Here is a 22,125-nt window from a genome sequence, read left to right as displayed (position 1 = left end):
CTGTGTCCGCGCCCAATTCCTCGTACGACCCTGTGGAGGTCACTCCGTTGAACGCCGAAGAGGTCGAGCGCGTACGTGATGAGGCTCTTGCGGCGATCGCCGCGGCCGACACGCTGGACGCCCTGAAGCAGGTGCGCATCGATCACGCCGGCGACCGTTCGCCCCTGGCCCTGGCCAACCGTGAGATCGGCGCCCTGCCGCCGCAGGCCCGCAAGGATGCCGGCCAGCGCGTGGGTCAGGCGCGTGGCGCGATCAACCAGGCACTCGCCGCCAAGACCGCCGAGGTCGAGGCAGCGGAGGAGGAGCGCGCGCTCGTCACCGAGGCGGTCGACGTGACGCTGCCGTGGGACGTCGAGCCCGTCGGCGCCCGGCACCCCATCACGACGCTGTCCGAGCACATCGCCGACATCTTCGTCGCGATGGGCTGGGAGATCGCCGAGGGCCCCGAGGTCGAGGCCGAGTGGCTCAACTTCGACGCCCTCAACCTAGGCCCGGACCATCCGGCCCGCACGATGCAGGACACGTTCTGGGTGACGCCCGAGCGCGCCGCGATGGTGCTGCGCACCCACACGTCGCCGGTCCAGGCCCGCACGATGCTGACCCGCGAACCTCCCATCTACATCGCCTGCCCGGGCCGGGTGTTCCGCACCGACGAGCTGGACGCGACGCACTCGCCGGTGTTCCACCAGGTCGAGGGACTCGCGATCGACGAGGGCCTCTCGATGGGCCACCTCAAGGGCACGCTCGACCACTTCGCCCAGGCGATCTACGGCGATGGCATGACGACGCGGTTCCGGCCGTCCTACTTCCCGTTCACCGAGCCGAGCGCCGAGATGGACCTGCTCTGCTACGTCTGCCACAACGAGCCCGACGCCGTCGCCGACTGCCGTACGTGCAAGGGCGAGGGCTGGGTCGAGTGGGGCGGCTGCGGTGTGGTCAATCCCCGCGTGCTGATCGCCTGCGGTGTCGACCCGGAGCGCTACTCCGGGTTCGCGTTCGGCATCGGCATCGACCGTACGATCACCTCCCGCTACGACATCGCGGACCTGCGCGACCTGTTCGACGGCGACATCCGTTTCACCCAGCCGTTCGGAGTTGAGCTGTGAAGGTACCTGTCACCTGGCTGCGGGAGCTCGTGCAGCTGCCGGACGACGTCACGACCGAGCAGCTGGCTGCGCGCCTGACGCAGTTCGACCTCAAGCTCGAGGAGATCATCTCGTCCGGCATCAGCGGTCCGCTGGTCGTCGGCCGGGTGCTCTCGCTGGTCAAGGAGCCGCAGAAGAACGGCAAGACGATCAACTGGTGCCGCGTCGACGTCGGCCCTGAGCACAACGACGCCGAGGGCGCTCGCGGAATCGTCTGCGGCGCGCACAACTTCGTCGAGGGCGACCTCGTCGTCGTGTCGCTGCCCGGCACGGTGCTGCCTGCGCTCGGGTTCGAGATCACGGCGCGCAAGACGTACGGGCACGTGTCCGACGGCATGATCTGCTCGAGCGCCGAGCTCGGTCTCGCGGGGGATGCCAGCGGAATCATCGTGCTCGACGCCGACTCGGCCGCACCCGGCGACGACGCGATCGCGCTGCTCGGACTCGGCGACGAGATCCTCGACCTCGAGGTCAACCCCGACCGCGGCTACGCGCTCTCGATGCGCGGCGTCGGGCGTGACACCGCGCTGGCGTACGGGCTGGAGTTCTCCGACCCCGCCGACATCGAGGTCACCGGCGCAGGCGAGGGCTATCCCGTACGCGTCGAGGACGCGGAGGCCTGCCCGGTCTTCGCAGCCCGGGCGGTGACCGGATTCGACCCGACCCGACCCACACCCGCGTGGATGGCACAGCGCATCGAGCAGGCCGGGATGCGCTCGATCTCGCTGGCCGTCGACATCACCAACTACGTCATGCTCGAGATCGGTCATCCGATCCACGGCTTCGACCTCTCGAGCCTGCGGGGGCCCATCGTCGTCCGCCGGGCCACCGAGGGCGAGAAGCTCACGACGCTCGACGGTGTTGTGCGCACGCTGTCGGTCGACGACACCGTGGTCACCGACGACCGGGGCCCCATCAGCCTCGCCGGCGTCATGGGCGGCGTCGAGACCGAGCTGTCCGACACCACGACCGACATCCTCATCGAGGCGGCGCACTGGAAGGCGCCGATGATCGCCCGCACGGCGCGGCTCCACAAGCTGCCCTCGGAGGCGTCGAAGCGCTACGAGCGCGGCGTCGACCCCGAGCTGCCGGCCCGCGCGACGCAACGCGTGGCCGAGCTGCTGGCCGAGCTGGGTGGCGGCACGATCGAGGACGGGCTCACCGTCGTCGGTGCCGCGACGCCCCGCTCCGCGGTCGAGATGTCCGTGCACCTGCCGACCCGGGTCTCGGGCGTCGACATCGACGCCGCCGCCGTGGTGGAGGCGCTCGAGGGCAACGGGTGCGAGGTCGCGCTCGACCACGAGTCGCTGGCCGCGACCCCGCCGAGCTGGCGGTTCGACCTCAACGACCCCAACGACCTCGTCGAAGAGGTGCTGCGGGTCGTCGGCTACGACCAGGTGCCCTCGATCGTCCCCGTGGCCCCCGCCGGGCGCGGCCTGACGGCGGCACAGAAGCTGCGTCGGCGCGTCGGCAACGTGCTCGCGGGTGACGGGCTGATCGAGGTCAAGACGTTCCCGTTCGCGGGCGCGGCGGACTTCGACCGGCTTGGCCTGCCCGCGGACGACGTGCGTCGCCGCCAGGTGCTGCTGGAGAACCCGCTCTCGGCCGAGGAACCCGGCATGACCACGACCCTCCTCGTGGGTCTGCTGCGCAGCCTCGTGCTCAACCTGGGCCGCGGGCACGCCGACGTGCACATCACCGAGACCGGGCGGGTGTTCCTGCCCAAGTCGGACGACGCCGAGGCGCCGATCTACGGTGTCGACCGGCGGCCGACCGACGACGAGATCGCCGTCTTCGGTGCCGCGTTGCCGGACCAGCCGCACCACGTGGGACTCGTCATGAGCGGTGAGCGCGTCCGCACCGGGTGGGCCGGACCCGGGCGCGAAGCGACGTGGGCCGACGCGGTCGCGATCGTCCAGCACCTCGCCGACGAGCTCCACGTCGACATCGAGGTGCAGCAGGCGCACGTCATGCCGTGGCATCCCGGCCGGTGCGCCGCGATCCTGCTCGCCGGCCAGCCGATCGGACACGCCGGTGAGCTGCACCCGCGCGTCCTCAAGGCGTACGGACTGCCGGCTCGCGTCGTCGCGGCGGAGATCGACCTCGATGTGCTGATCGACGCGTCACCGGAGATCGGGCCACGCCCGAACTTCTCGTCGTTCCCGGTCGCCAAGGAGGACCTCGCGCTGATCGTCGCCGAAGACGTCCCTGCAGCGTCGGTGCAGAAGGCGCTCGTCGGCGCCAGCACGTTGATCGAGTCCGTCCGGCTCTTCGACGTCTACGCCGGCGACCAGGTGCCGGAGGGCAAGAAGTCGCTGGCCTTCGCGCTGCGTCTGCGTGCCCCCGACCGCACCCTCACCGACGAGGAGATCAAGGCCGCACGTGAGGCTGCGGTCGCGGCCGCCGGATCACTCGGCGCCACGCTCCGCACCTGACTGCTCAGAACGAGACGGCGGGTGGGGTCGCCTGGCCCTCGGGGGCCTCGTAGAACTCGCGCGCGTGGACGCCGGCGATGCCTGTGAACAGCAACCAGGGGATCGTGCGCACCAGGCCGTTGAGCTTGGCCACCGCGTCGTTGTAGTACTGGCGGGCGAACGAGATCTTGTTCTCGGTGTCGGCGAGCTCGGCCTGCAACGACTGGAAGTTGGCCGAGGCCTTGAGATCGGGGTACGCCTCGGCGACCGCGAGCACGTCGATGATGGCCTTGTCGAGCTTGGCCTGCGCCTCGGCCTTCTCCTGCACCGAACCACCCTTGGCCGCGGCGGCCGCGCCGGCACGTGCCTCGGTGACCGCCTCGAAGACGCCCTTCTCGTGCTGGGCGTAGCCCTTGACCGTGTTGACCAGGTTGGGGATGAGGTCGGCGCGCCGCGTCAGCTGCACGTCGATCCCGCCGAGCGCCTCCTGGGCGCCGATGTCGACGCGACGCAGCTTGTTGAACGCGTAGATCGTGAACAGCACGAGCACGGCGACGACGGCCACGATGATGATCCAGGTCATGAGTTCTCCTCGTGAGGTGAGATGAGTCGAGCGGGGCTACCAGGAACCTCCACCGCCGCCTCCACCGCCGCCCCCTCCGCCACCGCCTCCGCCGCCACCCGAGGATGACGACGACTGCGTGGCCGAGTAGGCGCTGATCGAGGAGGCCAGCGATGATTCAAATCCGGAGAAGGCGTCGTTGCTGCCGAAGAAGCCGTGGCTCGTGGAGGTCGAGCCGCCCCCGTACCAGGTCGGCACGGGCGGCTCGGAGCCCGTCGCGAGCTGGTACTTGCGAGCCCAGCGGTCGGCACAGTCGAACGCGACGGCGTACGGGATGAAGGCGGTGTAGAGGTCCTTCTTGCCGCTGAAGTCGAAGCGGTCCTGTGCCGAGTCGGTCGACAGCAGGCGCTTGAACCCGCCGGCACGTGACCACAGGTCGCGGCCCAAGGTCGTACGACGCCGTCCGACCCCGGGGCTCCAGAGGCCGATCCCGCCGATGACGAACCCGGCGATGGGCAGCAGGTACATCGACACCGGGGGATGGAAGAAGATCGCCACGACGAGGAAGAGCAGCGCCGCCGCGCCGACCGCGAGCCGGGCGAGCGTCTCCGAACCGACCCGACGTTGCGCGCCGACCCCGTCGGCCCACGCGCTGGTCTGGGCGGCGAGGGAGTTGCGCACGGACTGGAGCTTCTGACCGGACGTGACCGAGTCCGGGCTGGACTTGAAGTGCGAGCCCGCCTGGGTGACGCCCAGGGACTCGCCGACGAACCTGGTGACGTCGTCGGTCTTGGCCCACGCGTCCGCGTCGCCGACACCGGTGATCGTCCACGACTTGCCGCCGTTGTCCGTGAGCGTGGTCAGGCCCTGCTCAGCCTGGTAGAGCAGGGTCGCCACCAGACCGCGGCTGGGTACGGTCTCCGTCGTGACGTACGCCGTCTGCACCGGGCCGAGTCCCGGCGGCGGCTCGTACATCACCGGGGTGCCGGGGGCTTCCTCGCGCGAGCGCCGGTCCAGGACGTAGCCGACCGCCAACAGCGCGACGGTGATCGCGACCACGATGCCCAGCGACCTGGTGCTCGTGCCGAGTGCTCGATCGGCGGCGACCGGCCACGGCACGGTGACCCGATCGGGGGTCTTGACCGGCAGACCGATGCGTACGGTCACAGGAGTGCGAGGGGAGAGGTGGCCGGTCTTGATGGTCACCTGATCCGTTCCGGCGCCGGCGATGTCGCACGTGCCGGTGCCGTCGAAGCTCGACGTGCACTGCACCTTGCCCGAGCTCGCAGGGAGCGTGATGTGAATGGTGGACGCGTCGATGTCCATCTGCCAGCCCTGCGCGACGACGTTCCAGTAGAACACCGACTCCGCAGGTTGCTTGTCGGTCCAGCTCGACGACGCGAACGTGCCCGGGCCGGCCGTGTTGGGCGCCAGCGCGCCGGCGATGCGGTAGGTGATCGTGTAGACGTGCGAACCGGGGCTGACGAACGAGTCGGGGTCGCCGATCTTGGCGACCCGGAAGTGCCGCCCCTTCTGCCACTGCATGTCGAAGGGGACGCTGCCGCCGTCGAGCTGGACCTTGACGTCCTCCGGCTCGAGACGGACCTGCTTGTCCGAGGGATCCGTGACGTCCCAGAACCGGAAGATGCCGTGGCGTCCGCCGGGGAACTCGGTGGTGATCTGCTCCTTCGCCACGAGGTCGCCACCGGCGGTCACCACGTAGTTGGCCGTGTAGTCCGTGATGCGTACGGGATCCGGCCCTGCCGTGGTGGCATCCGTCGGGACGAGGGCCGCGAGCGCGGGGAAGAGCAACACGCCTGCGGTCACGACGAGTGCCAGCGCGCGCAGCAGGATCCGCATGGCTTGCATCCTAGGGGCGAAGTCACCCCGGCTCGGGAGAAACGGACGACCCACCCCCGAGTGCAAGAAATTGCAGAGGTGTGCAAGAATGTGAGACATGTCCAAAGTCCTCACCTCCCTTCCCGTCGGCGAGCGCGTCGGAATCGCGTTCTCCGGCGGCCTCGACACCTCCGTCGCCGTCGCCTGGATGCGCGACAAGGGTGCGATCCCGTGCACCTACACGGCCGACATCGGCCAGTACGACGAGCCCGACATCGCCGGGATCCCCGGTCGCGCGATGCAGTACGGCGCTGAGCTGGCGCGCTCGATCGACTGCAAGCGCCCGTTGGTGGAGGAGGGGCTCGCCGCGCTCGCGTGCGGTGCCTTCCACATCCGGTCGGGCGGTCGCACGTACTTCAACACCACGCCCCTCGGCCGCGCGGTCACCGGCACGCTGCTCGTACGCGCGATGCACGAGGACGGCGTCGACATCTGGGGCGACGGTTCGACGTTCAAGGGCAACGACATCGAGCGGTTCTACCGCTACGGCCTGCTGGCCAACCCCGAGCTGCGCATCTACAAGCCGTGGCTCGACGCCGACTTCGTGCACGAGCTGGGCGGCCGCAAGGAGATGAGCCAGTGGCTCACCGAGCGTGACCTGCCCTACCGGGACAGCCAGGAGAAGGCCTACTCGACCGACGCCAACATCTGGGGCGCGACGCACGAGGCCAAGACACTCGAGCACCTCGACACGTCGCTCGAGTCGGTCGAGCCGATCATGGGGGTCAAGTTCTGGGATCCCGAGGTCGACATCGCGACCGAGGACGTCACGGTGTCGTTCAAGGCGGGCCGCCCCGTCGCGATCAACGGCGACACGTTCGACGGTGACCCCGTCGCGCTGGTCCACGAGGCCAACACGATCGGTGGCCGCCACGGCCTCGGCATGTCCGACCAGATCGAGAACCGCATCATCGAAGCCAAGAGCCGCGGCATCTACGAGGCGCCGGGCATGGCGCTGCTGCACATCGCGTACGAGCGGCTCGTCAACGCGATCCACAACGAGGACACGATCGCCAACTTCCACCAGCACGGTCGCCGCCTCGGCCGGCTGATGTACGAGGGCCGTTGGCTCGACCCGCAGGCCATGATGCTGCGCGAGTCAGTGCAGCGCTGGATCGCGTCGGTCGTCGATGGTGACGTGACGCTGCGGCTGCGCAGGGGCGAGGACTACACGATCCTCGACACCCAGGGCTCGACGTTCTCCTACCACCCTGAGAAGCTCTCGATGGAGCGCACGGAGAACGCCGTCTTCGGACCGACCGACCGCATCGGCCAGCTGACGATGCGCAACCTCGACATCGCCGACTCACGCGCGATGCTCGAGCTCTACGCCGCCCAGCCGCTCGACCAGGGCCAGGTGCTCGTCGAGAACGGCACGCTCTTCGGCGACCTGCCCGCCGGTGGTGCGACCCGCATCGAGGCCAACCCCGCCGTCGACACCGACGAGGAGCTGGCGCTCGACGCCGCCGCCATGGAGCTCGGCGCCGACTGAGCGCCGGACGCCCCTGACCGTACGACCACAACTCTGCAAAGGTGGAGAGATGACCACGATCACCGCAGCCGTCGCCGGCGCCAGCGGATACGTCGGCGGCGAGGTCCTGCGCACGTTGCTCGCGCACCCCGACGTCGAGATCGGCGCCCTGACCGCGGCCTCGAGCGCCGGCAGCACGCTGGGGGAGCACCAGCCCCATCTGGTGCCGCTCGCCGACCGCGTGCTCGAGCCGACGACGGCCGAGGTCTTGGCCGGGCACGACGTCGTGTTCCTGGGCCTGCCGCACGGCACGTCGGCCGCGATCGCAGCACAGCTCGGCGACGACACGCTCGTCATCGACTGCGGTGCCGACTTCCGGCTGCAGAGCGCCGACGACTGGGAGACGTTCTACGGTGGCGACCACGCCGGCACCTGGCCCTACGGGCTGCCTGAGCTGCCCGGTCAGCGTGACGTGCTCGCCGGCGCCAAGCGGATCGCGGTGCCGGGCTGCTTCCCGACCGCGTCGACGCTCACGATCATGCCGGCGCTCGCCGCAGGGTTGATCGCGCCCGACATCACGGTCGTGGCACCCACCGGAGCGTCCGGAGCGGGCAAGTCGCTCAAGCCCCACCTGCTGGGCTCGGAGATGATGGGCCAGGCCAGCGCGTACGGCGTGGGCGGCGTGCACCGCCACACCCCGGAGATCGAGCAGAACCTCGAGCTGGTCTCCGGCACCCGGCCGACCGTCTCGTTCACGCCGATCCTGGCGCCGATGTCCCGCGGCATCCTCGCGACGGTGTCCGCGCCGGCACTCGACGGCGTGACCGCGGAGGACGTGCGCGCCGCGTACGTCAAGGCGTACGCCGACGAGCCGTTCGTCCACGTGCTCCCGGAAGGCCTGTGGCCGCAGACCAAGGCCGTGCTGGGCGCCAACATGCTGCACGTGCAGGCGACGCTCGACCCGCGTGCCCGCAAGGTCATCGCGATCGGTGCGATGGACAACCTCGCCAAGGGCACGGCCGGCGGCGCGATCCAGTCGATGAACATCGCCCTGGGACTGCCCGAGACCACGGGCCTCACACAGATCGGGGTGGCGCCATGAGTGTCACCGCTGCCAAGGGATTCACCGCCGCGGGCGTGCCTGCGGGCCTCAAGTCGACCGGTGCGCCCGACGTCGCCGTCGTGGTCAACGCCGGGCCGTCCAAGGCCGCTGCTGCGGTCTACACGAGCAACCGCTGCAAGGCCAACCCCGTCCTCTGGAGCGAGGAGGCCATCAAGGGTGGCTCGGCGGTCGCGGTGGCGATCAACTCCGGTGGGGCCAACTGCTACACCGGGCCCGAAGGGTTCGCGACGACGCACCAGACCGCCGAGACCGTCGCCGAGGCGCTCGGCGTGGGTGCGATCGACGTCCAGGTGTGCTCGACGGGCCTGATCGGCCTGCTCAACGACCGCGACGGGCTGCTCGCCGGCGTACGTTCGGCAGTCGAGGCCCAGAGCGCCGACGGCGGACATGCGGCCGCGACCGCGATCATGACGACCGACACCGTCGCCAAGGAGGCCGTCGCCCAAGGTGACGGGTGGACGGTCGGTGGCATGGCCAAGGGAGCCGGCATGCTGGCCCCCGCGCTCGCGACGATGCTCGTCGTCATCACGACCGACGCGGACGTGGACTCGGCGACCGCCGATGCCGCCTTGCGCGCCGCGACGGCTCAGACGTTCGACCGGCTCGACTCCGACGGCTGCCAGTCCACCAACGACACGGTGCTCCTGATGGCGAGCGGCGCCTCCGGCGTGACGCCCGATCCGGCGGCGTTCACCGAGGCCGTCACGACGGCGTGCAAGGACCTGGCGATGCAGCTCCTGGCTGACGCCGAGGGCGCGGACCACGAGATCGCGATCGAGGTCGTCAACGCGGCGTCCGTCGACGACGCGCTCGAGGTGGGCCGCTCGGTGGCGCGCAGCAACCTGTTCAAGTGCGCGATCTACGGCAAGGACCCCAACTGGGGACGCATCCTCGCCTCGGTCGGCACGACGCAGGCGGCGTTCGACCCCGCCGACCTCGACGTCGCGCTCAACGGCGTGTGGGTGTGCCGCAACAGCGGACCGGGGGAGTCGCCCGACGCGATCGACCTCGCCGAGCGCGCGGTCTCGGTCACGATCGACCTCAAGTCAGGCTCGGCGACGGGCACCATCTGGACCAACGACCTCACGCAGGCGTACGTCCACGAGAACTCGGCCTATTCATCATGAGCGAAACCGAAGACGCGACCACCCTCGACGAGTGGCAGCCCGAGGACTGGAAGAAGGCGACCGACAAGGCCGCGACGCTGGCCCAGGCCCTGCCGTGGCTGAAGAAGTACCACGGCAAGGTCGTGGTGGTGAAGTACGGCGGCAACGCCATGACCGACGATGCGCTCAAGCACGCTTTCGCCGAGGACATCGTGTTCCTGCGGCTCGCGGGCTTCAAGCCCGTCGTCGTGCACGGCGGCGGCCCGCAGATCAGCGCGATGCTCGACAAGCTCGGCATCGAGTCGGAGTTCCGTGGCGGCCTGCGGGTCACCACGCCGGAGACGATGGACGTCGTCCGCATGGTGCTCACGGGTCAGGTCGGCCGCGAGCTGGTCGGCCTGCTCAACCAGCACGGTGACCTGGCGGTCGGCCTGTCCGGCGAGGACGGCGGCCTGTTCACCGCCGAGAAGACCATGCCGGTCATCGACGGCGTCGAGACCGACATCGGTCTGGTCGGTGAGGTCGTGGGCGTACGCCCCGAGGCCGTGCTGGACCTGATCGAGGCCGGGCGCATCCCCGTCGTGTCGACCGTCGCGCCCGATGCCGATGGCCAGGTGCACAACGTCAACGCCGACACCGCCGCCGCGGCGCTCGCCGTCGCGCTCGACGCCGAGAAGCTGCTCGTGCTGACCGACGTCGAGGGCCTCTACGCCGACTGGCCCAACAGCTCCGACGTCATCGGCGAGATCAGTCCCGAGTCGCTTGCCGAGATCATCCCCGAACTGTCGACCGGCATGATCCCCAAGATGACGGCCTGCCTCAAGGCGGTGCAGGAGGGCGTACGCCGGGCCACGGTCATCGACGGCCGCGAGCCCCACGCCGTGCTGCTCGAGATCTTCACCGACGAGGGTGTCGGCACCCAGGTCGTGCCCGGCGCCGAGACCCGCATCCGCACGGCGCTCTACGCCACGAGCGTGACCACAGGCAAGGCTCAGAAGGACAAGGCCCAAGGAGACAAGGCATGACCGTCAGCGACTGGACCGAGCGCTACCAAGGCGCGGTCATGAACACGTTCGGCACCCCGCAGGGCGTCCTCGTCCGCGGTGAGGGTCCCTACGTGTGGGACGCCGACGGCACGAAGTACCTCGACCTGCTCGGCGGCATCGCCGTGAACGCGCTGGGCCACGGGCACCCGGCGATCCTCGACGCGGTGACGCAGCAGCTCGGCACGTTGGGCCACATCTCGAACTTCTTCACCTCCAAGCCCCAGATCGAGCTCGCCGAGAAGCTGCTCGACCTGATCGGCCAGGAGGGCCGGGTCTTCTTCACCAACTCCGGCACCGAGGCCAACGAAGCGGCGTTCAAGGCCACCCGCCGCACCGGGCGTACGCGCATCGTCGTCGCCGAGGGGTCGTTCCACGGCCGCACGATGGGGGCTCTTGCGCTGACCTCCAAGGAGGCATATCGCGCACCGTTCGAGCCACTGCCCGGAGACGTCAGCTGGGTCCCGTACGGCGACACCGCCGCGCTCGAGGCCGCTGTCGACGACACGGTCGCTGCGGTCCTCCTCGAGCCGATCCAGGGCGAGGCCGGTGTCGTGGTCCCGGCCGAGGGCTACCTGCAGGCCGCCCGCGAGATCACGTCGAGGCATGGCGCACTGCTGTGGCTTGACGAGGTCCAGACCGGCATCGGCCGCACCGGAGCATGGTTCGCGCACACCGAGTCAGGCATCGTGCCCGATCTCGTCACGGTGGCCAAGGGGCTCGGCGGCGGCATTCCGATCGGCGCGTGCATCGCGCTCGGCGACGCGGGCCACCTGTTGCAGCCCGGCAACCACGGCACGACGTTCGGGGGCAACCCTGTCGCCACCGCCGCCGCGCTCGCGGTGATCGCGACGATCGAGGCCGACGGGCTGCTGGACAACGCGCTCAAGGTGGGTGACGTCTTCCGCGACGGACTGGCGGATCACCCGCTCGTCACCCAGACCACCGGCCGCGGCCTGCTGGTGGGCATCGTGCTCGCCGAGCCGGTGACCGCCGACGTGCAGAAGGCAGCGCTGGCTGCCGGCATCATCCTCAACAACGCGACGCCCAACCGGCTGCGCCTTGCGCCGCCGTTGATCCTCACGGTCGAGCAGGCCGAAGGTGCCGTGGCGACGCTCAAGCAGATCCTGGACGAGGTGACACCGTGAGCGAGCGCCAGCGAGCGAACCATGAATCCGTGAGGCACTTCCTGCGTGACGACGACCTCAGCCCAGCGGAGCAGGCCGAGGTGCTGGCGCTCGCCGCCGAGATCAAGGCCGATCCGTATGCCCGCAAGCCCCTCGCGGGCCCGCAGACGGTTGCCGTGATGTTCGACAAGTCGTCGACGCGTACGCGCGTCTCGTTCGGCGTCGGCATCGCCGACCTCGGCGGCAACCCGCTGATCATCGACAAGGCCACGACGCAGGGTGCCCGCGGCGAGTCGATCGCCGACACCGCACGCGTCCTGGGCCGCATGACCAGCGCGATCGTCTGGCGGACGTACGCCCAGGCCGGGCTCGACGAGATGGCCGCCAACGCCGGCGTGCCGGTCGTCAACGCGCTCAGCGACGACTTCCACCCCTGCCAGATCCTCGCGGACTGGCAGACCGTGATCGAGCACAAGGGCACGCTGGCCGGCCTGACGGTCGTCTACCTCGGGGACGGCGCCAACAACATGGGCCACTCCTACCTGCTGGGTGGCGCGACGGCCGGCATGCACGTACGCATCGGTGGCCCTGCCGGCTATCAGCCTGATCCGAGGATCGTCGCCGACGCCGAGAAGATCGCCGCCACGACGGGCGGCTCCGTCTCGGTGACCGAGGACCCCACCGCGGCGATCTCGGACGCCGACGTCGTCATCACCGACACGTGGATCTCGATGGGGCAGGAGGCTGAGAAGGAAGAGCGCCTCGCGCTGTTCGGCGACTTCGCCATCAACGCCGAGACCCTCGCCAAGGCCGCGCCCGACGCGATCGTGCTGCACTGCCTGCCGGCCTACCGCGGACTGGAGATCTCGACCGAGGTGCTCGACGGCCCGCAGAGCGTCGTGTGGGACGAGGCCGAGAACCGTCTGCACGCCCAGAAGGCCCTGCTCGTCTGGCTGCTCGACAAGGCGCGGTCATGACCGTCCCGCCCACCAAGGCAGCGCGCCAGCAGCTGATCGTCGAGCTGCTCGGCCACCAGCTCGTACGCTCGCAGGGTGATCTCGCCGAGCTCCTCGAGTCGCACGGCATCAACGCGACACCGTCGACGATCTCCCGCGACCTGGTCGAGCTCGACGCCGTACGCGTGCGGCACCCCGACGGCGGCCTCGTCTACGCCGTTCCGGCAGAGGGCGGCGACCGTACGCCCCGGCCCGGCACCGGGAGCGCCTCGGGCCACGCCCGGCTCGCCAAGATCCTGCGCGAGCTGATGGTGACCGCCGAGGGATCGGCCAACCTCGTCGTCCTGCGCACCCCGCCGGGGGCCGCCCAGTACCTCGCCTCGGCGATCGACCACGCATCCCAGCACGACCTGCTCGGCACGATCGCCGGTGACGACACCGTCATGCTGATCTGCCGTGACCCCGACGGCGGCCAAGCCGTCGCCGAACGTTTCGCGGCGCTCGCCGCAGCCACCCCGAAGGAGCCGACGTGACCGAGACCCCGGACGAGAAGACGAGCCTCTGGGGCGGCCGTTTCGCCTCAGGTCCGTCGCCCGAGCTCGTCGAGCTGTCGCGGTCGACGCACTTCGACTGGCGGCTCGCCCCGTACGACCTGGCCGGGTCGCGCGCCCACGCGATGGTCCTGCAGGCCGCGGGCCTGTTGAGCCGTGACGACCTCACGGCCCTGATCGCCGGGATCGACGCGCTGGCAGCCGACGTCGAGTCCGGCGAGTTCACGGCGCAGCCCGACGACGAGGACGTCCACACGGCCCTCGAGCGCGGACTGCTGGAACGCCTCGGCCCCGAGCTGGGCGGTCGGCTCCGTGCGGGCCGCTCCCGCAACGACCAGGTCGCGACGCTGTTCAAGATGTACCTCCGCGACCACGCCAAGGCGATCAGCCGGCTCGTCCGCGAGCTCGCCGAGGCGCTGGCGACGCAGGCCGAGCGTCACATGGGTGTCGCGATGCCCGGGCGTACGCACCTGCAGCACGCCCAGCCCGTGCTGCTCGCGCACCACCTGCTGGCCCACGCCTGGCCCCTCGTGCGTGACCTCGACCGGCTCACCGACTGGGATGCGCGTGTCGGGTCCGACTCGCCCTACGGCTCGGGCGCCCTCGCCGGATCCTCGTTGGGCCTCGACCCCGAGAAGGTCGCCGCCGACCTCGGCTTCAGCGGCTCGACCGCCAACTCGATCGACGGCACCGCCGCGCGCGACTTCGTCGCCGAGTTCGCGTTCGTGACGGCGCAGATCGGCATCGACGTCTCGCGGCTGGCCGAGGAGATCATCCTCTGGAACACCAAGGAGTTCGGCTTCGTCACGCTCCATGACGGCTACTCCACGGGCTCGAGCATCATGCCGCAGAAGAAGAACCCCGACATCGCCGAGCTCGCCCGCGGCAAGTCCGGGCGACTGATCGGCAACCTCGCCGGGTTGCTCGCGACCCTCAAGGCGCTGCCGCTGGCCTACAACCGCGATCTCCAGGAGGACAAGGAGCCGGTGTTCGACTCGATCGACACGCTCGAGGTCCTGCTGCCGGCGTTCACCGGCATGATCGCGACGCTGACGTTCAACACCGAGCGCATGGAGTCTCTGGCGCCTCAGGGGTTCGCCCTTGCGACGGACATCGCCGAGTGGCTCGTTCGCCAAGGGGTCCCGTTCCGCGACGCGCACGAGATCTCCGGCGCCTGTGTCCAGGCCTGCGAGCAGCGCGGCATCGAGCTGTGGGACCTCACGGATGACGACTTCGCGGCGATCTCGCCGGCGCTGACCCCGCAGGTTCGCGAGGTGTTGACGGTCGAGGGATCGCTGGCATCGCGGGACTCCCGTGGCGGCACGGCGCCCGTGCGCGTCGCCGAGCAGCTGGCCGAGCTGCGGGCGCGGGTCGCCGACTGACGAACGCGCCGTGTTCCATGGCTACTGTGGTCCCACTGAGACCGACATGGGGGAGACCGTGGCACTTCGCACCAAGGCCGGCAGCACGCTGCGCAAGGTCATCGGACCGGAGCGCACCGACGCCGTGCGCCGATGGGAGCGCAAGGCCCGTCGCAGCGCCGCACGCCGGCTCAACCCGGAGGCGCCGCGCGCGGGCGGGAAGTCCACGCCCAGCTATGTGCCGTCCGACCCGTTCGCCGAGTTCCCGGAGCCCACGAGGTCGCGCCACCAGCTCCTGACCGCGTTGCACCGGCAGCTGCAGCCCCGTACGTACCTCGAGATCGGGGTATTCACGGGCTCGAGCCTCGGACTGTCCCGCACGAAGTCCATCGGCGTAGACCCGGGCTACTCGATCACCAAGGAGATCGAGTGCGAGGTGCAGCTGCACCGCACGACGAGCGACGAGTTCTTCTCCCGCCCCGACCCGGTCGCGTTCTTCGGCGGCGTCCCGCTCGACCTCGCCTTCATCGACGGCATGCACCTCGCCGAGTTCGCCCTGCGCGACTTCATGAACGTCGAGAAGCACATGTCGCCGGCCGGTGTGGTGCTGCTCGACGACATGCTGCCGCGCAACTCCCTCGAGGCGGCGCGCGACCGTCGGACGGCGGCCTGGGCCGGTGACGTGTTCAAGGTCGCCGACATCCTGCGGACCTACCGGCCGGACCTGACCCTCGTCCCGGTCAACACCTCGCCGACCGGCACGGTGCTCGTTCTCGGTCTCGACCCGACCTCGCGGGTGCTCGAGGACAACTACGACGCCGCCCTTGCCGCCTGCATGGCGCCGGACCCCCAGGTCGTCCCAGACGAGACCCTGCGGCGGACCTACGCGGCGGACCCGGTGACCTTGATGGAGTCGCCGGTGTGGGCCAAGCTTGTCGCGCTCCGCAAGAAGAACGTCAGCCGCGCCGCACTCGACAAGGCGCTCGGCACCCTCACGACGTGACCGAGAGCGCTGTCGTCACGCACGCGCGCGGTCTGCTGGGCCGCGTGCTGCACGGGCACGACGTCGCGGTGCGCATCACGGAGGTCGAGGCGTACGGCGGGATCAACGACCCGGCCTCGCACGCCTACACCCGGACGCCGCGGTCCGAGATCATGTACGGCTCACCGTGGCGGCTCTACGTCTATCGGTCGTACGGCATGCACTTCTGCGCCAATGTCGTGACCGGGCCGACGGAGGAGGCGTCCGCGGTGCTGATCCGGGCCGGTGAGGTCGTGGACGGGCTCGAGGTCGCGCGGAGTCGCCGCCCCGCCGTCAAGGACGTCGCCCTCGCGCGCGGTCCCGGCAACCTGGCGCGGACGCTCGGCCTGACGCTCGACGACCTCGGCACCGACCTGCTGACGCCTCATGGCGTACGGCTGGGCGACCCGCCGGCCGAGACGCCTGGGATCAGCGCCGGCCCTCGCGTGGGCGTGTCCAAGGCAGCCGACGTGCCGTGGCGGTTCTGGATCACCGGTGACCCGACGGTGTCGGCCTATCGCCGCAGCCCGCGCGCATAGGACCTGCCGCTTCAGCTGTACGAGCTGCCGTCACCGCTGGTCGGTCGACCAGCGATAGCGGCGCTCCGGGCGTCCGGCGCTGCCGTAGTTGAGGCGTACGACGGCGTGCCCCTCGTCGACGAAGTGCTCGAGGTAGCGGCGGGCACTGACCCGTGAGATCCCCACGCGCTCACCGCACTCGGTCGCCGACAGCTCGCCGGTGTCGCGAAGAGCGGCGCCCACCAGGTCGGCGGTCTCCTGGCTGAGACCCTTGGGCAGCGGCTGGCCAGCAGGCTGCGTCGTGCCGAACGCGCGGTCGATCGACTCCTGGTCGGCGTCGCCGCGCTCGAGCAGGGCAAGCGTGTCGCGCACGCGCACGAGCCGGGCGGCGAGGTCGGGATACTCGAACGGCTTGACGAGGTACTGCATGGCTCCGCCGTGGAGCGCAGCGCGTACGACCTCGGCGTCCCGGTCGGCCGTGACCATGACGACACCGGCGACGTTGCCCGCCGCCCGCAGCCGTTGCAGCACGTCGAGGCCGCTCATGTCGGGCAGGTGCACGTCGAGCAGGATCAGGTCGGGACCGAGCTCGTCGACGAGTCGCAGGGCCTCCTCGCCGTTGCGGGCCACTCCGAGGACGGTGAAGCCTTCGGTCTTCTCGACGAATCTGGCGTGGATCCCCGCGACCATGAAGTCGTCGTCGACCACGAGCACGCCGATCATGCCGGCACCGTGGCCAGCGGCAGCTCGACCCGGAACGTCGTGCCGTCCTCGTCGTCGACCGTGACGCTCCCGCCGCGCTGGGTGCAGATCAGCTGCACGAGAGGCAGCCCGATGCCCCGACCACCGAGGACGTCGGGCTTGGTCGAGAAGCCGCGGACGAAGATCGCGTCGCGCATGCCATCGGGGATGCCCGGCCCGTTGTCGTGGACCTCCAGGACGAGCCGACCGGCATCGACGCGGGTGCTGACCACGACCTGGGGCGAGGGTTCGGTCCGGCACGCGTCGATCGCGTTGTCGACGAGGTTGCCGACCACGGTCGTCAGGTCGGCCGACTCAGCTGAGGTCAGGCCCGGCAGGCGCGAGTCAGGGCTCAGCGTCAGGGACACGCCGGCCTCCGCCGCGACACTCGACTTCGCGATGAGCAGCGCCGCGACTGCGGGGTCGGCGATCCGGCTCGTGACCTCGTCGGTGATCTCCGCCCGCCGCCGGGTCAGCGTGCCGACGAGGGCGGTGACCTCGTCGTACTCCTGGAGCTGCACGAGGCCGGAGATCGTGTGGAGCTGGTTGGCGAACTCGTGGGTCTGGGCGCGCAACGTGTCGGTGATCGACAGGTTGGAGCTGAGCTGGCTCTGCATCGAGACGAGCTCGGTCCGGTCGCGCATGGTCGTGACGGTACCGATGCCCTCGCCGTGGCTCGACGCCGAGCGCTGGTTGAACACCAGCACCCGCGCACCGACGAGCACCACGGCGTCCTGGCTGTCGCTGCCAGCAGTCAGCAGCTCGGTGACCTGCGGGTCAAGGTCCAGCTCACCGACCGGGCGACCGACCACACCGGCGCCGAGGTCCAGCAGCTCGCGGGCGCTGTCGTTGACCATCGTGACCTTGCCGTCGGTGCCGACCGCGATGACGCCCTCGCGAATGCTGTGCAGCAGCGCCTCACGGTGGTCGGCCAGCGTGGCGATCTCGTGCGGCTCGAGCCCGCGCGTACGCCGCTTGATGAGCCGGGCCAGCAGGAGCGAACCGGCGACGCCCAGCAGGGCCCCGACACCGAGGAAGAGCGCGAGATCGGGAGCGGCATTCGTCAGACGCTGCCAGTTCGACGGATAGCGCTGCTGGGCGATCGACAGGCCGACGAGCTTCCCGTCGTCGTTGAGGATCGGCGCGTGACCGGCGACAGCCTGGTGGCCGTTGTCATCCACATCGCCGACCCAGCCCCGGCCTTCGCGTACGCGGCTGTCACCGAGATCGATCCTGCGACCCACCAGGCGCGGGTCGGACGACGACAGCACGACGCCCTTAGGGTCGGCGATCGTGACCTCGGTGGCCCCCGACAGGCTGAGGGCTCGGCTGATCGACGGTGCGAGAGCGCTGGCCGGTGTGGGGCCGTCGATCTCGGAGCGTACGACCGAGATGTTCGCGAGGTACTCCGCGACCGAGCGCATCTGCGATCCGCGTTCGCTGGAGAACGTCATGGTCGACTGCCGCACCGAGATGGCCGCCACGATCGCGAGCACGAGGGCGACGACGACCAGCTGCAGGCCGAGGAACTGCCCTGCGAGTGTCAGCCGTTGCCGGCGCGGTGACCACAAAGACCACAACCTCCTTTGGTTCCGCAATAGTGACTCACGCCACACCGGGAGGCCATGCTCGGGGTCGACCACAGGAGGTTCCATGACGTCGAGACGACGTGTCCAGGCAAGGCTCGCGGGTGTCATCCTCGCAGTCTCGGCCGCGATGGTGCTGTCGAGCTGCGGAGTGACCCGCGGATCGGACGACGAGGGCCATCGGCGGCTGCAGATGTGGATCCCCAACAGCCCGGGCGGCGGCTACGACCTCACGGGCCGCGCCGCGACCCACGTCATGGAGGACGAGGACCTCACGGGCCGCTTCGAGATCACCAACGTGCTCGGCGCCAGCGGCACCGTCGCGATGCAGCGGCTGCTCAACGCCAAGGGCTCCAACGACGTCGTGATGACGATGGGCCTGGGCGTCGTCGGCGCGGTCTACACCAACGAGTCGAACGCCCGGGTCTCCAAGGCGACGCCGATCGCCCGGCTGATCGAGGACCAGGAGGCGCTCATCGTGCCCAAGGACTCGCCCTTCAAGACCGTCCAGGACCTGGTCGACGCGTGGAAGAAGGATCCCAAGAGCGTCACGATCGGCGGCGGCTCGTCTCCGGGCGGCCCCGACCACATCTTCCCGATGCAGCTCGCCAAGACGATCGGCATCGCACCCAAGCACGTCAAGTACATCGCGTACGACGGCGGTGGCCCGCTGACCACGGCGCTCCTCGGCGAGAAGATCGACGTCGGCACCTCCGGCCCCAGCGAGTTCGAGGGCCAGATCAAGGACGGGTCGCTCCGGGTGCTCGCGGTCTCCGGCGCCGAGCGGCTCGACACCATCGACGCACCGACCCTCAAGGAGTCCGGCGTCGACATGGTCTTCGCCAACTGGCGCGGCGTGCTCGCGCCTCCCGGGATCTCGGACGAGACGAAGAAGTACCTCATCACGCTGTTCGAGGACATGCACAAGACCAAGGGCTGGCAGGCCGAGCTCAAGCGCAACGGCTGGATCGATGCCTTCATCACGGGTGACGAGTTCGGCACCTTCCTCAAGGAACAGGACGAGCGGGTCGCCACGACCCTGAAGGAGCTGGGACTCGCATGACCACGACACAGCACACCCCGCCCGGCGAGAGCCGGGTCGTCGACAAGGCCCAGTACGGGCTGGCGGCCGGCATCGGCATCGCCGGCGCGTACGTCATCTACGACGCGACCACCCTGCACAAGGGATTCGCGGACCAACCGGTCCAGCCATACACGTTCCCCTTCATCGTCGGAGCGGGCCTGATCGTCCTCGCGGTGCTGCTGGCGCTGGCCACGGCCCGAGGTGACGTGCCGGAGTCGGAGGAGGGCGAGGACGTGGACCTCACCACGGGCAGCGACTGGGTCACCGTCGGCAAGCTCGTCGTGGTGTTCGCGCTCAACTTCGCGCTGATCAGCTGGCTGGGCTGGGCGATCACCGGAGCGCTGCTGTTCGCCGGCACCGCTCACGTGCTCGGCGCGCGCTCGATCGTCCGGTCCCTCGCGATCGGCGTCGTGCTCTCGGTGCTGTCCTGGTACGGCTTCTACTCCGGCCTGGGTCTCGCGATCCCGGCCGGCGTCCTGGACGGAGTGCTCTGATGGGATCCTTCGACCTGTTGATGCAAGGCTTCGAGAACGCCTTCACCCCGACCAACCTGCTCTACGCGTGCATCGGCGTGCTGCTCGGCACCGCCGTCGGTGTCCTGCCCGGCATCGGTCCGGCCATGACCCTCGCTCTGCTGCTGCCGATCACCTACAGCGTCGAGCCCGCCAGCGCGTTGATCATGTTCGCCGGCATCTATTACGGCGGCATGTACGGCGGCTCGACGACCTCGATCCTGCTCAACACACCGGGGGAATCCTCCTCGGTCGTGACGGCGATCGAGGGCAACAAGATGGCCAAGGCGGGCCGCGCGGCCCAAGCCCTCGCCACCGCGGCGATCGGCTCGTTCGTCGCCGGCACGATCGGCACGCTCTTGCTCGTGCTGTTCGCCCCCAAGCTCGCCACCCAGGTCGTCAAGCTGGGTGCACCGTCGTACTTCGCGCTTCTTCTGCTGGCGCTCTTCGCGGTCACGGCCGTCCTCGGCAGCTCGCGACTCCGCGGCTTCACCGCGCTGTTCATCGGCCTGGCGATCGGCCTGGTCGGCACCTCGACGGGCCAGCCCCGGCTGACGTTCGGCAGCCCGCTGCTGGCGGACGGCATCGACATCGTGGTCGTGGCGGTCGCGATCTTCGCGATCGGCGAGGCGCTGTGGGTCGCGTCGCACCTGCGTCGCCGCCCGCTCGACATCATCCCCGTCGGCCAGCCGTGGATGAGCCGCGACGACTGGGGTCGTTCCTGGAAGCCGTGGCTGCGTGGCACTGCGTTCGGCTTCCCGTTCGGTGCGCTGCCGGCGGGCGGAGCGGAGCTCCCGACGTTCCTGTCGTACATCACCGAGCGCAAGCTCGCGAAGAACCCTGAGGAGTTCGGCCACGGCGCCATCGAGGGCGTCGCGGGTCCGGAGGCCGCCAACAACGCCTCCGCCGCCGGCACGCTCGTGCCGCTGCTCGCGATGGGCCTGCCCACCACCGCGACCGCCGCCGTCATCCTGCTCGCGTTCCAGAGCTACGGCATCGAGACCGGTCCGGGCCTGTTCGACAGCCAGCCGATCCTCGTGTGGACGCTGCTGGCCAGCCTGTTCATCGGCAACACGCTGCTCCTGGTGCTCAACCTGCCGCTGGCCCCGGTGTGGGCGAAGCTGCTGCAGATCCCGCGGCCCTACCTCTACGCGGGCATCCTGTTCTTCGCCTCGCTCGGCGCCTACAGCGTCAACTTCCAGTGGTTCGACCTGCTGATCCTGCTCGTCATCGGCCTCCTCGGCCTGGCGATGCGGCGCTTCGGCCTGCCGGTGCTCCCGTTGATCATCGGCGTGATCCTCGGCCCCCGGCTCGAGGCGCAGCTGACCGAGGCACTCGCGATCTCCTCCGGAGACGTCAGCACGCTGTGGAGCGAGCCGGTCGCGGTCATCGTCTACGTCATCATCGGCGCCACGCTGCTCTTCATCATCGGCAACGGCCTGCGCACGATGGCGGCCAACAACAAGAAGAAGGTGGCGGCATGAGCGTGGTGGTGGCATACAGCCCGGACGTCTACGGCAAGGCGGCGCTCGAGTACGGAGCGACCGAGGCGTCACGTCGCAACGAGAAGCTCATCGTCGTCAACGACACCAAGGGTGACGCCTACGTCGACAAGCGCCTGGCTGCCGAGAAGGACATCGACGCGCTGCGGGCCGAGCTCGAACGGCTCGACGTGCAGACCGAGGTGCGCCAGGACGTCGTGCCCGACGTCGCCGAGGCGGTCCTGCAGGTCAGCGCCGAGTCGGGCGCGACCCTGATCGTCGTGGGCGTACGCCCGAGGACGCCGGTCGGCAAGCTCCTGCTCGGCAGCGTGGCCCAGCGCATCATCCTCGATGCGACGTGCCCCGTGCTGGCGGTCAAGCCGGACGCGGGTTAGTCGTCCTGGGGCAGGTTCGCGCCGGGGAT

20 protein-coding genes are annotated in these 22,125 nt (G+C 69.9%); 16 read left to right on the top strand and 4 right to left on the bottom strand.

Going from position 1 to position 22,125, the window contains the following annotated elements:
• Window positions 1-2: 2 nt before the first annotated feature.
• A complete protein-coding gene (gene pheS / locus ASE12_RS03360; RefSeq protein WP_056396938.1) occupies window positions 3-1,106 on the top strand; it encodes a phenylalanine--tRNA ligase subunit alpha in 1,104 nt (367 codons plus the stop codon).
• Window positions 1,103-3,580 carry a phenylalanine--tRNA ligase subunit beta gene (pheT, locus tag ASE12_RS03355; protein WP_056396935.1) on the top strand — a complete coding sequence of 826 codons (2,478 nt, stop codon included), beginning with the start codon at window positions 1,103-1,105 and terminating at the stop codon, window positions 3,578-3,580. Before pheS ends, pheT begins: the two co-directional genes overlap by 4 nt.
• A 4-nt stretch (window positions 3,581-3,584) precedes the next feature.
• On the opposite strand, the gene ASE12_RS03350 is transcribed toward pheT, so the two are convergent.
• Both ASE12_RS03350 and ASE12_RS03345 read right to left on the bottom strand, forming a co-directional pair.
• A complete protein-coding gene (locus ASE12_RS03350) occupies window positions 3,585-4,142 on the bottom strand; it encodes a LemA family protein (RefSeq protein ID WP_056396932.1) in 558 nt (185 codons plus the stop codon).
• A gap of 36 nt (window positions 4,143-4,178) precedes the next feature.
• Window positions 4,179-5,981 (bottom strand): DUF2207 domain-containing protein, encoded by a 1,803-nt coding sequence (locus ASE12_RS03345; protein WP_056396929.1) that lies wholly within the window; start codon window positions 5,979-5,981, stop codon window positions 4,179-4,181.
• Between the two features lie 97 nt (window positions 5,982-6,078).
• On the opposite strand from ASE12_RS03345, the gene argG reads away from it, so the two are divergent.
• Genes argG through ASE12_RS03295 form a run of 10 tightly spaced genes read left to right on the top strand, consistent with a single transcriptional unit; the run spans window position 6,079 to window position 16,318 of the window.
• Entirely contained in the window at window positions 6,079-7,512 is a 1,434-nt protein-coding gene (gene argG / locus ASE12_RS03340) for an argininosuccinate synthase (RefSeq protein ID WP_056396926.1), read from the top strand.
• A gap of 49 nt (window positions 7,513-7,561) precedes the next feature.
• A complete protein-coding gene (argC, locus tag ASE12_RS03335) occupies window positions 7,562-8,593 on the top strand; it encodes an N-acetyl-gamma-glutamyl-phosphate reductase (RefSeq protein WP_056396923.1) in 1,032 nt (343 codons plus the stop codon).
• A complete protein-coding gene (gene argJ / locus ASE12_RS03330; RefSeq protein ID WP_056396920.1) occupies window positions 8,590-9,741 on the top strand; it encodes a bifunctional glutamate N-acetyltransferase/amino-acid acetyltransferase ArgJ in 1,152 nt (383 codons plus the stop codon). Before argC ends, argJ begins: the two co-directional genes overlap by 4 nt.
• Window positions 9,738-10,745: an acetylglutamate kinase gene (gene argB / locus ASE12_RS03325; protein WP_056396917.1), complete on the top strand. Its 1,008-nt coding sequence runs from the start codon at window positions 9,738-9,740 to the stop codon at window positions 10,743-10,745. Before argJ ends, argB begins: the two co-directional genes overlap by 4 nt.
• Window positions 10,742-11,911, top strand: coding sequence for an acetylornithine transaminase (locus ASE12_RS03320; protein WP_056396914.1), 1,170 nt, complete (start codon window positions 10,742-10,744; stop codon window positions 11,909-11,911). The genes argB and ASE12_RS03320 overlap by 4 nt, the downstream gene beginning before the upstream one ends.
• A gap of 29 nt (window positions 11,912-11,940) precedes the next feature.
• Complete coding sequence (argF, locus tag ASE12_RS03315) at window positions 11,941-12,867, top strand: ornithine carbamoyltransferase (RefSeq protein ID WP_056396912.1); 927 nt, start codon at window positions 11,941-11,943, stop codon at window positions 12,865-12,867.
• On the top strand, window positions 12,864-13,379 hold the full coding sequence (locus ASE12_RS03310) for an arginine repressor (RefSeq protein ID WP_056396909.1): 516 nt from the start codon (window positions 12,864-12,866) through the stop codon (window positions 13,377-13,379). Before argF ends, ASE12_RS03310 begins: the two co-directional genes overlap by 4 nt.
• Complete coding sequence (gene argH / locus ASE12_RS03305) at window positions 13,376-14,779, top strand: argininosuccinate lyase (protein ID WP_056396906.1); 1,404 nt, start codon at window positions 13,376-13,378, stop codon at window positions 14,777-14,779. The genes ASE12_RS03310 and argH overlap by 4 nt, the downstream gene beginning before the upstream one ends.
• Before the next feature lie 46 nt (window positions 14,780-14,825).
• Window positions 14,826-15,761, top strand: a complete 936-nt coding sequence (locus ASE12_RS03300; RefSeq protein WP_082582048.1) for a class I SAM-dependent methyltransferase — start codon at window positions 14,826-14,828, stop codon at window positions 15,759-15,761.
• A complete protein-coding gene (locus ASE12_RS03295) occupies window positions 15,758-16,318 on the top strand; it encodes a DNA-3-methyladenine glycosylase (RefSeq protein ID WP_056396903.1) in 561 nt (186 codons plus the stop codon). Before ASE12_RS03300 ends, ASE12_RS03295 begins: the two co-directional genes overlap by 4 nt.
• A 30-nt stretch (window positions 16,319-16,348) precedes the next feature.
• Here the strand turns inward: ASE12_RS03295 and ASE12_RS03290 are convergent, their stop codons facing one another.
• Window positions 16,349-17,020, bottom strand: coding sequence for a response regulator (locus ASE12_RS03290; protein ID WP_056396899.1), 672 nt, complete (start codon window positions 17,018-17,020; stop codon window positions 16,349-16,351).
• Window positions 17,017-18,609, bottom strand: coding sequence for a sensor histidine kinase (locus ASE12_RS03285; protein WP_200954955.1), 1,593 nt, complete (start codon window positions 18,607-18,609; stop codon window positions 17,017-17,019). Before ASE12_RS03285 ends, ASE12_RS03290 begins: the two co-directional genes overlap by 4 nt.
• Window positions 18,610-18,691: 82 nt before the next feature.
• On the opposite strand from ASE12_RS03285, the gene ASE12_RS03280 reads away from it, so the two are divergent.
• The 4 genes from ASE12_RS03280 to ASE12_RS03265 are packed head-to-tail and all read left to right on the top strand — an operon-like array spanning window position 18,692 to window position 22,096.
• Complete coding sequence (locus ASE12_RS03280) at window positions 18,692-19,687, top strand: tripartite tricarboxylate transporter substrate binding protein (RefSeq protein WP_056396892.1); 996 nt, start codon at window positions 18,692-18,694, stop codon at window positions 19,685-19,687.
• Complete coding sequence (locus ASE12_RS03275) at window positions 19,684-20,202, top strand: tripartite tricarboxylate transporter TctB family protein (RefSeq protein ID WP_056396889.1); 519 nt, start codon at window positions 19,684-19,686, stop codon at window positions 20,200-20,202. The genes ASE12_RS03280 and ASE12_RS03275 overlap by 4 nt, the downstream gene beginning before the upstream one ends.
• On the top strand, window positions 20,202-21,704 hold the full coding sequence (locus ASE12_RS03270; RefSeq protein ID WP_056396886.1) for a tripartite tricarboxylate transporter permease: 1,503 nt from the start codon (window positions 20,202-20,204) through the stop codon (window positions 21,702-21,704). The genes ASE12_RS03275 and ASE12_RS03270 overlap by 1 nt, the downstream gene beginning before the upstream one ends.
• Entirely contained in the window at window positions 21,701-22,096 is a 396-nt protein-coding gene (locus tag ASE12_RS03265; RefSeq protein WP_056396882.1) for a universal stress protein, read from the top strand. The genes ASE12_RS03270 and ASE12_RS03265 overlap by 4 nt, the downstream gene beginning before the upstream one ends.
• Window positions 22,097-22,125: the final 29 nt, after the last annotated feature.

Source organism: Aeromicrobium sp. Root236 (assembly GCF_001428805.1).
Classification (GTDB): domain Bacteria; phylum Actinomycetota; class Actinomycetes; order Propionibacteriales; family Nocardioidaceae; genus Aeromicrobium.
The sequence above is the reverse complement of the archived record's forward strand: the minus strand, read 5'-3'. Positions and strand labels throughout refer to the sequence as shown.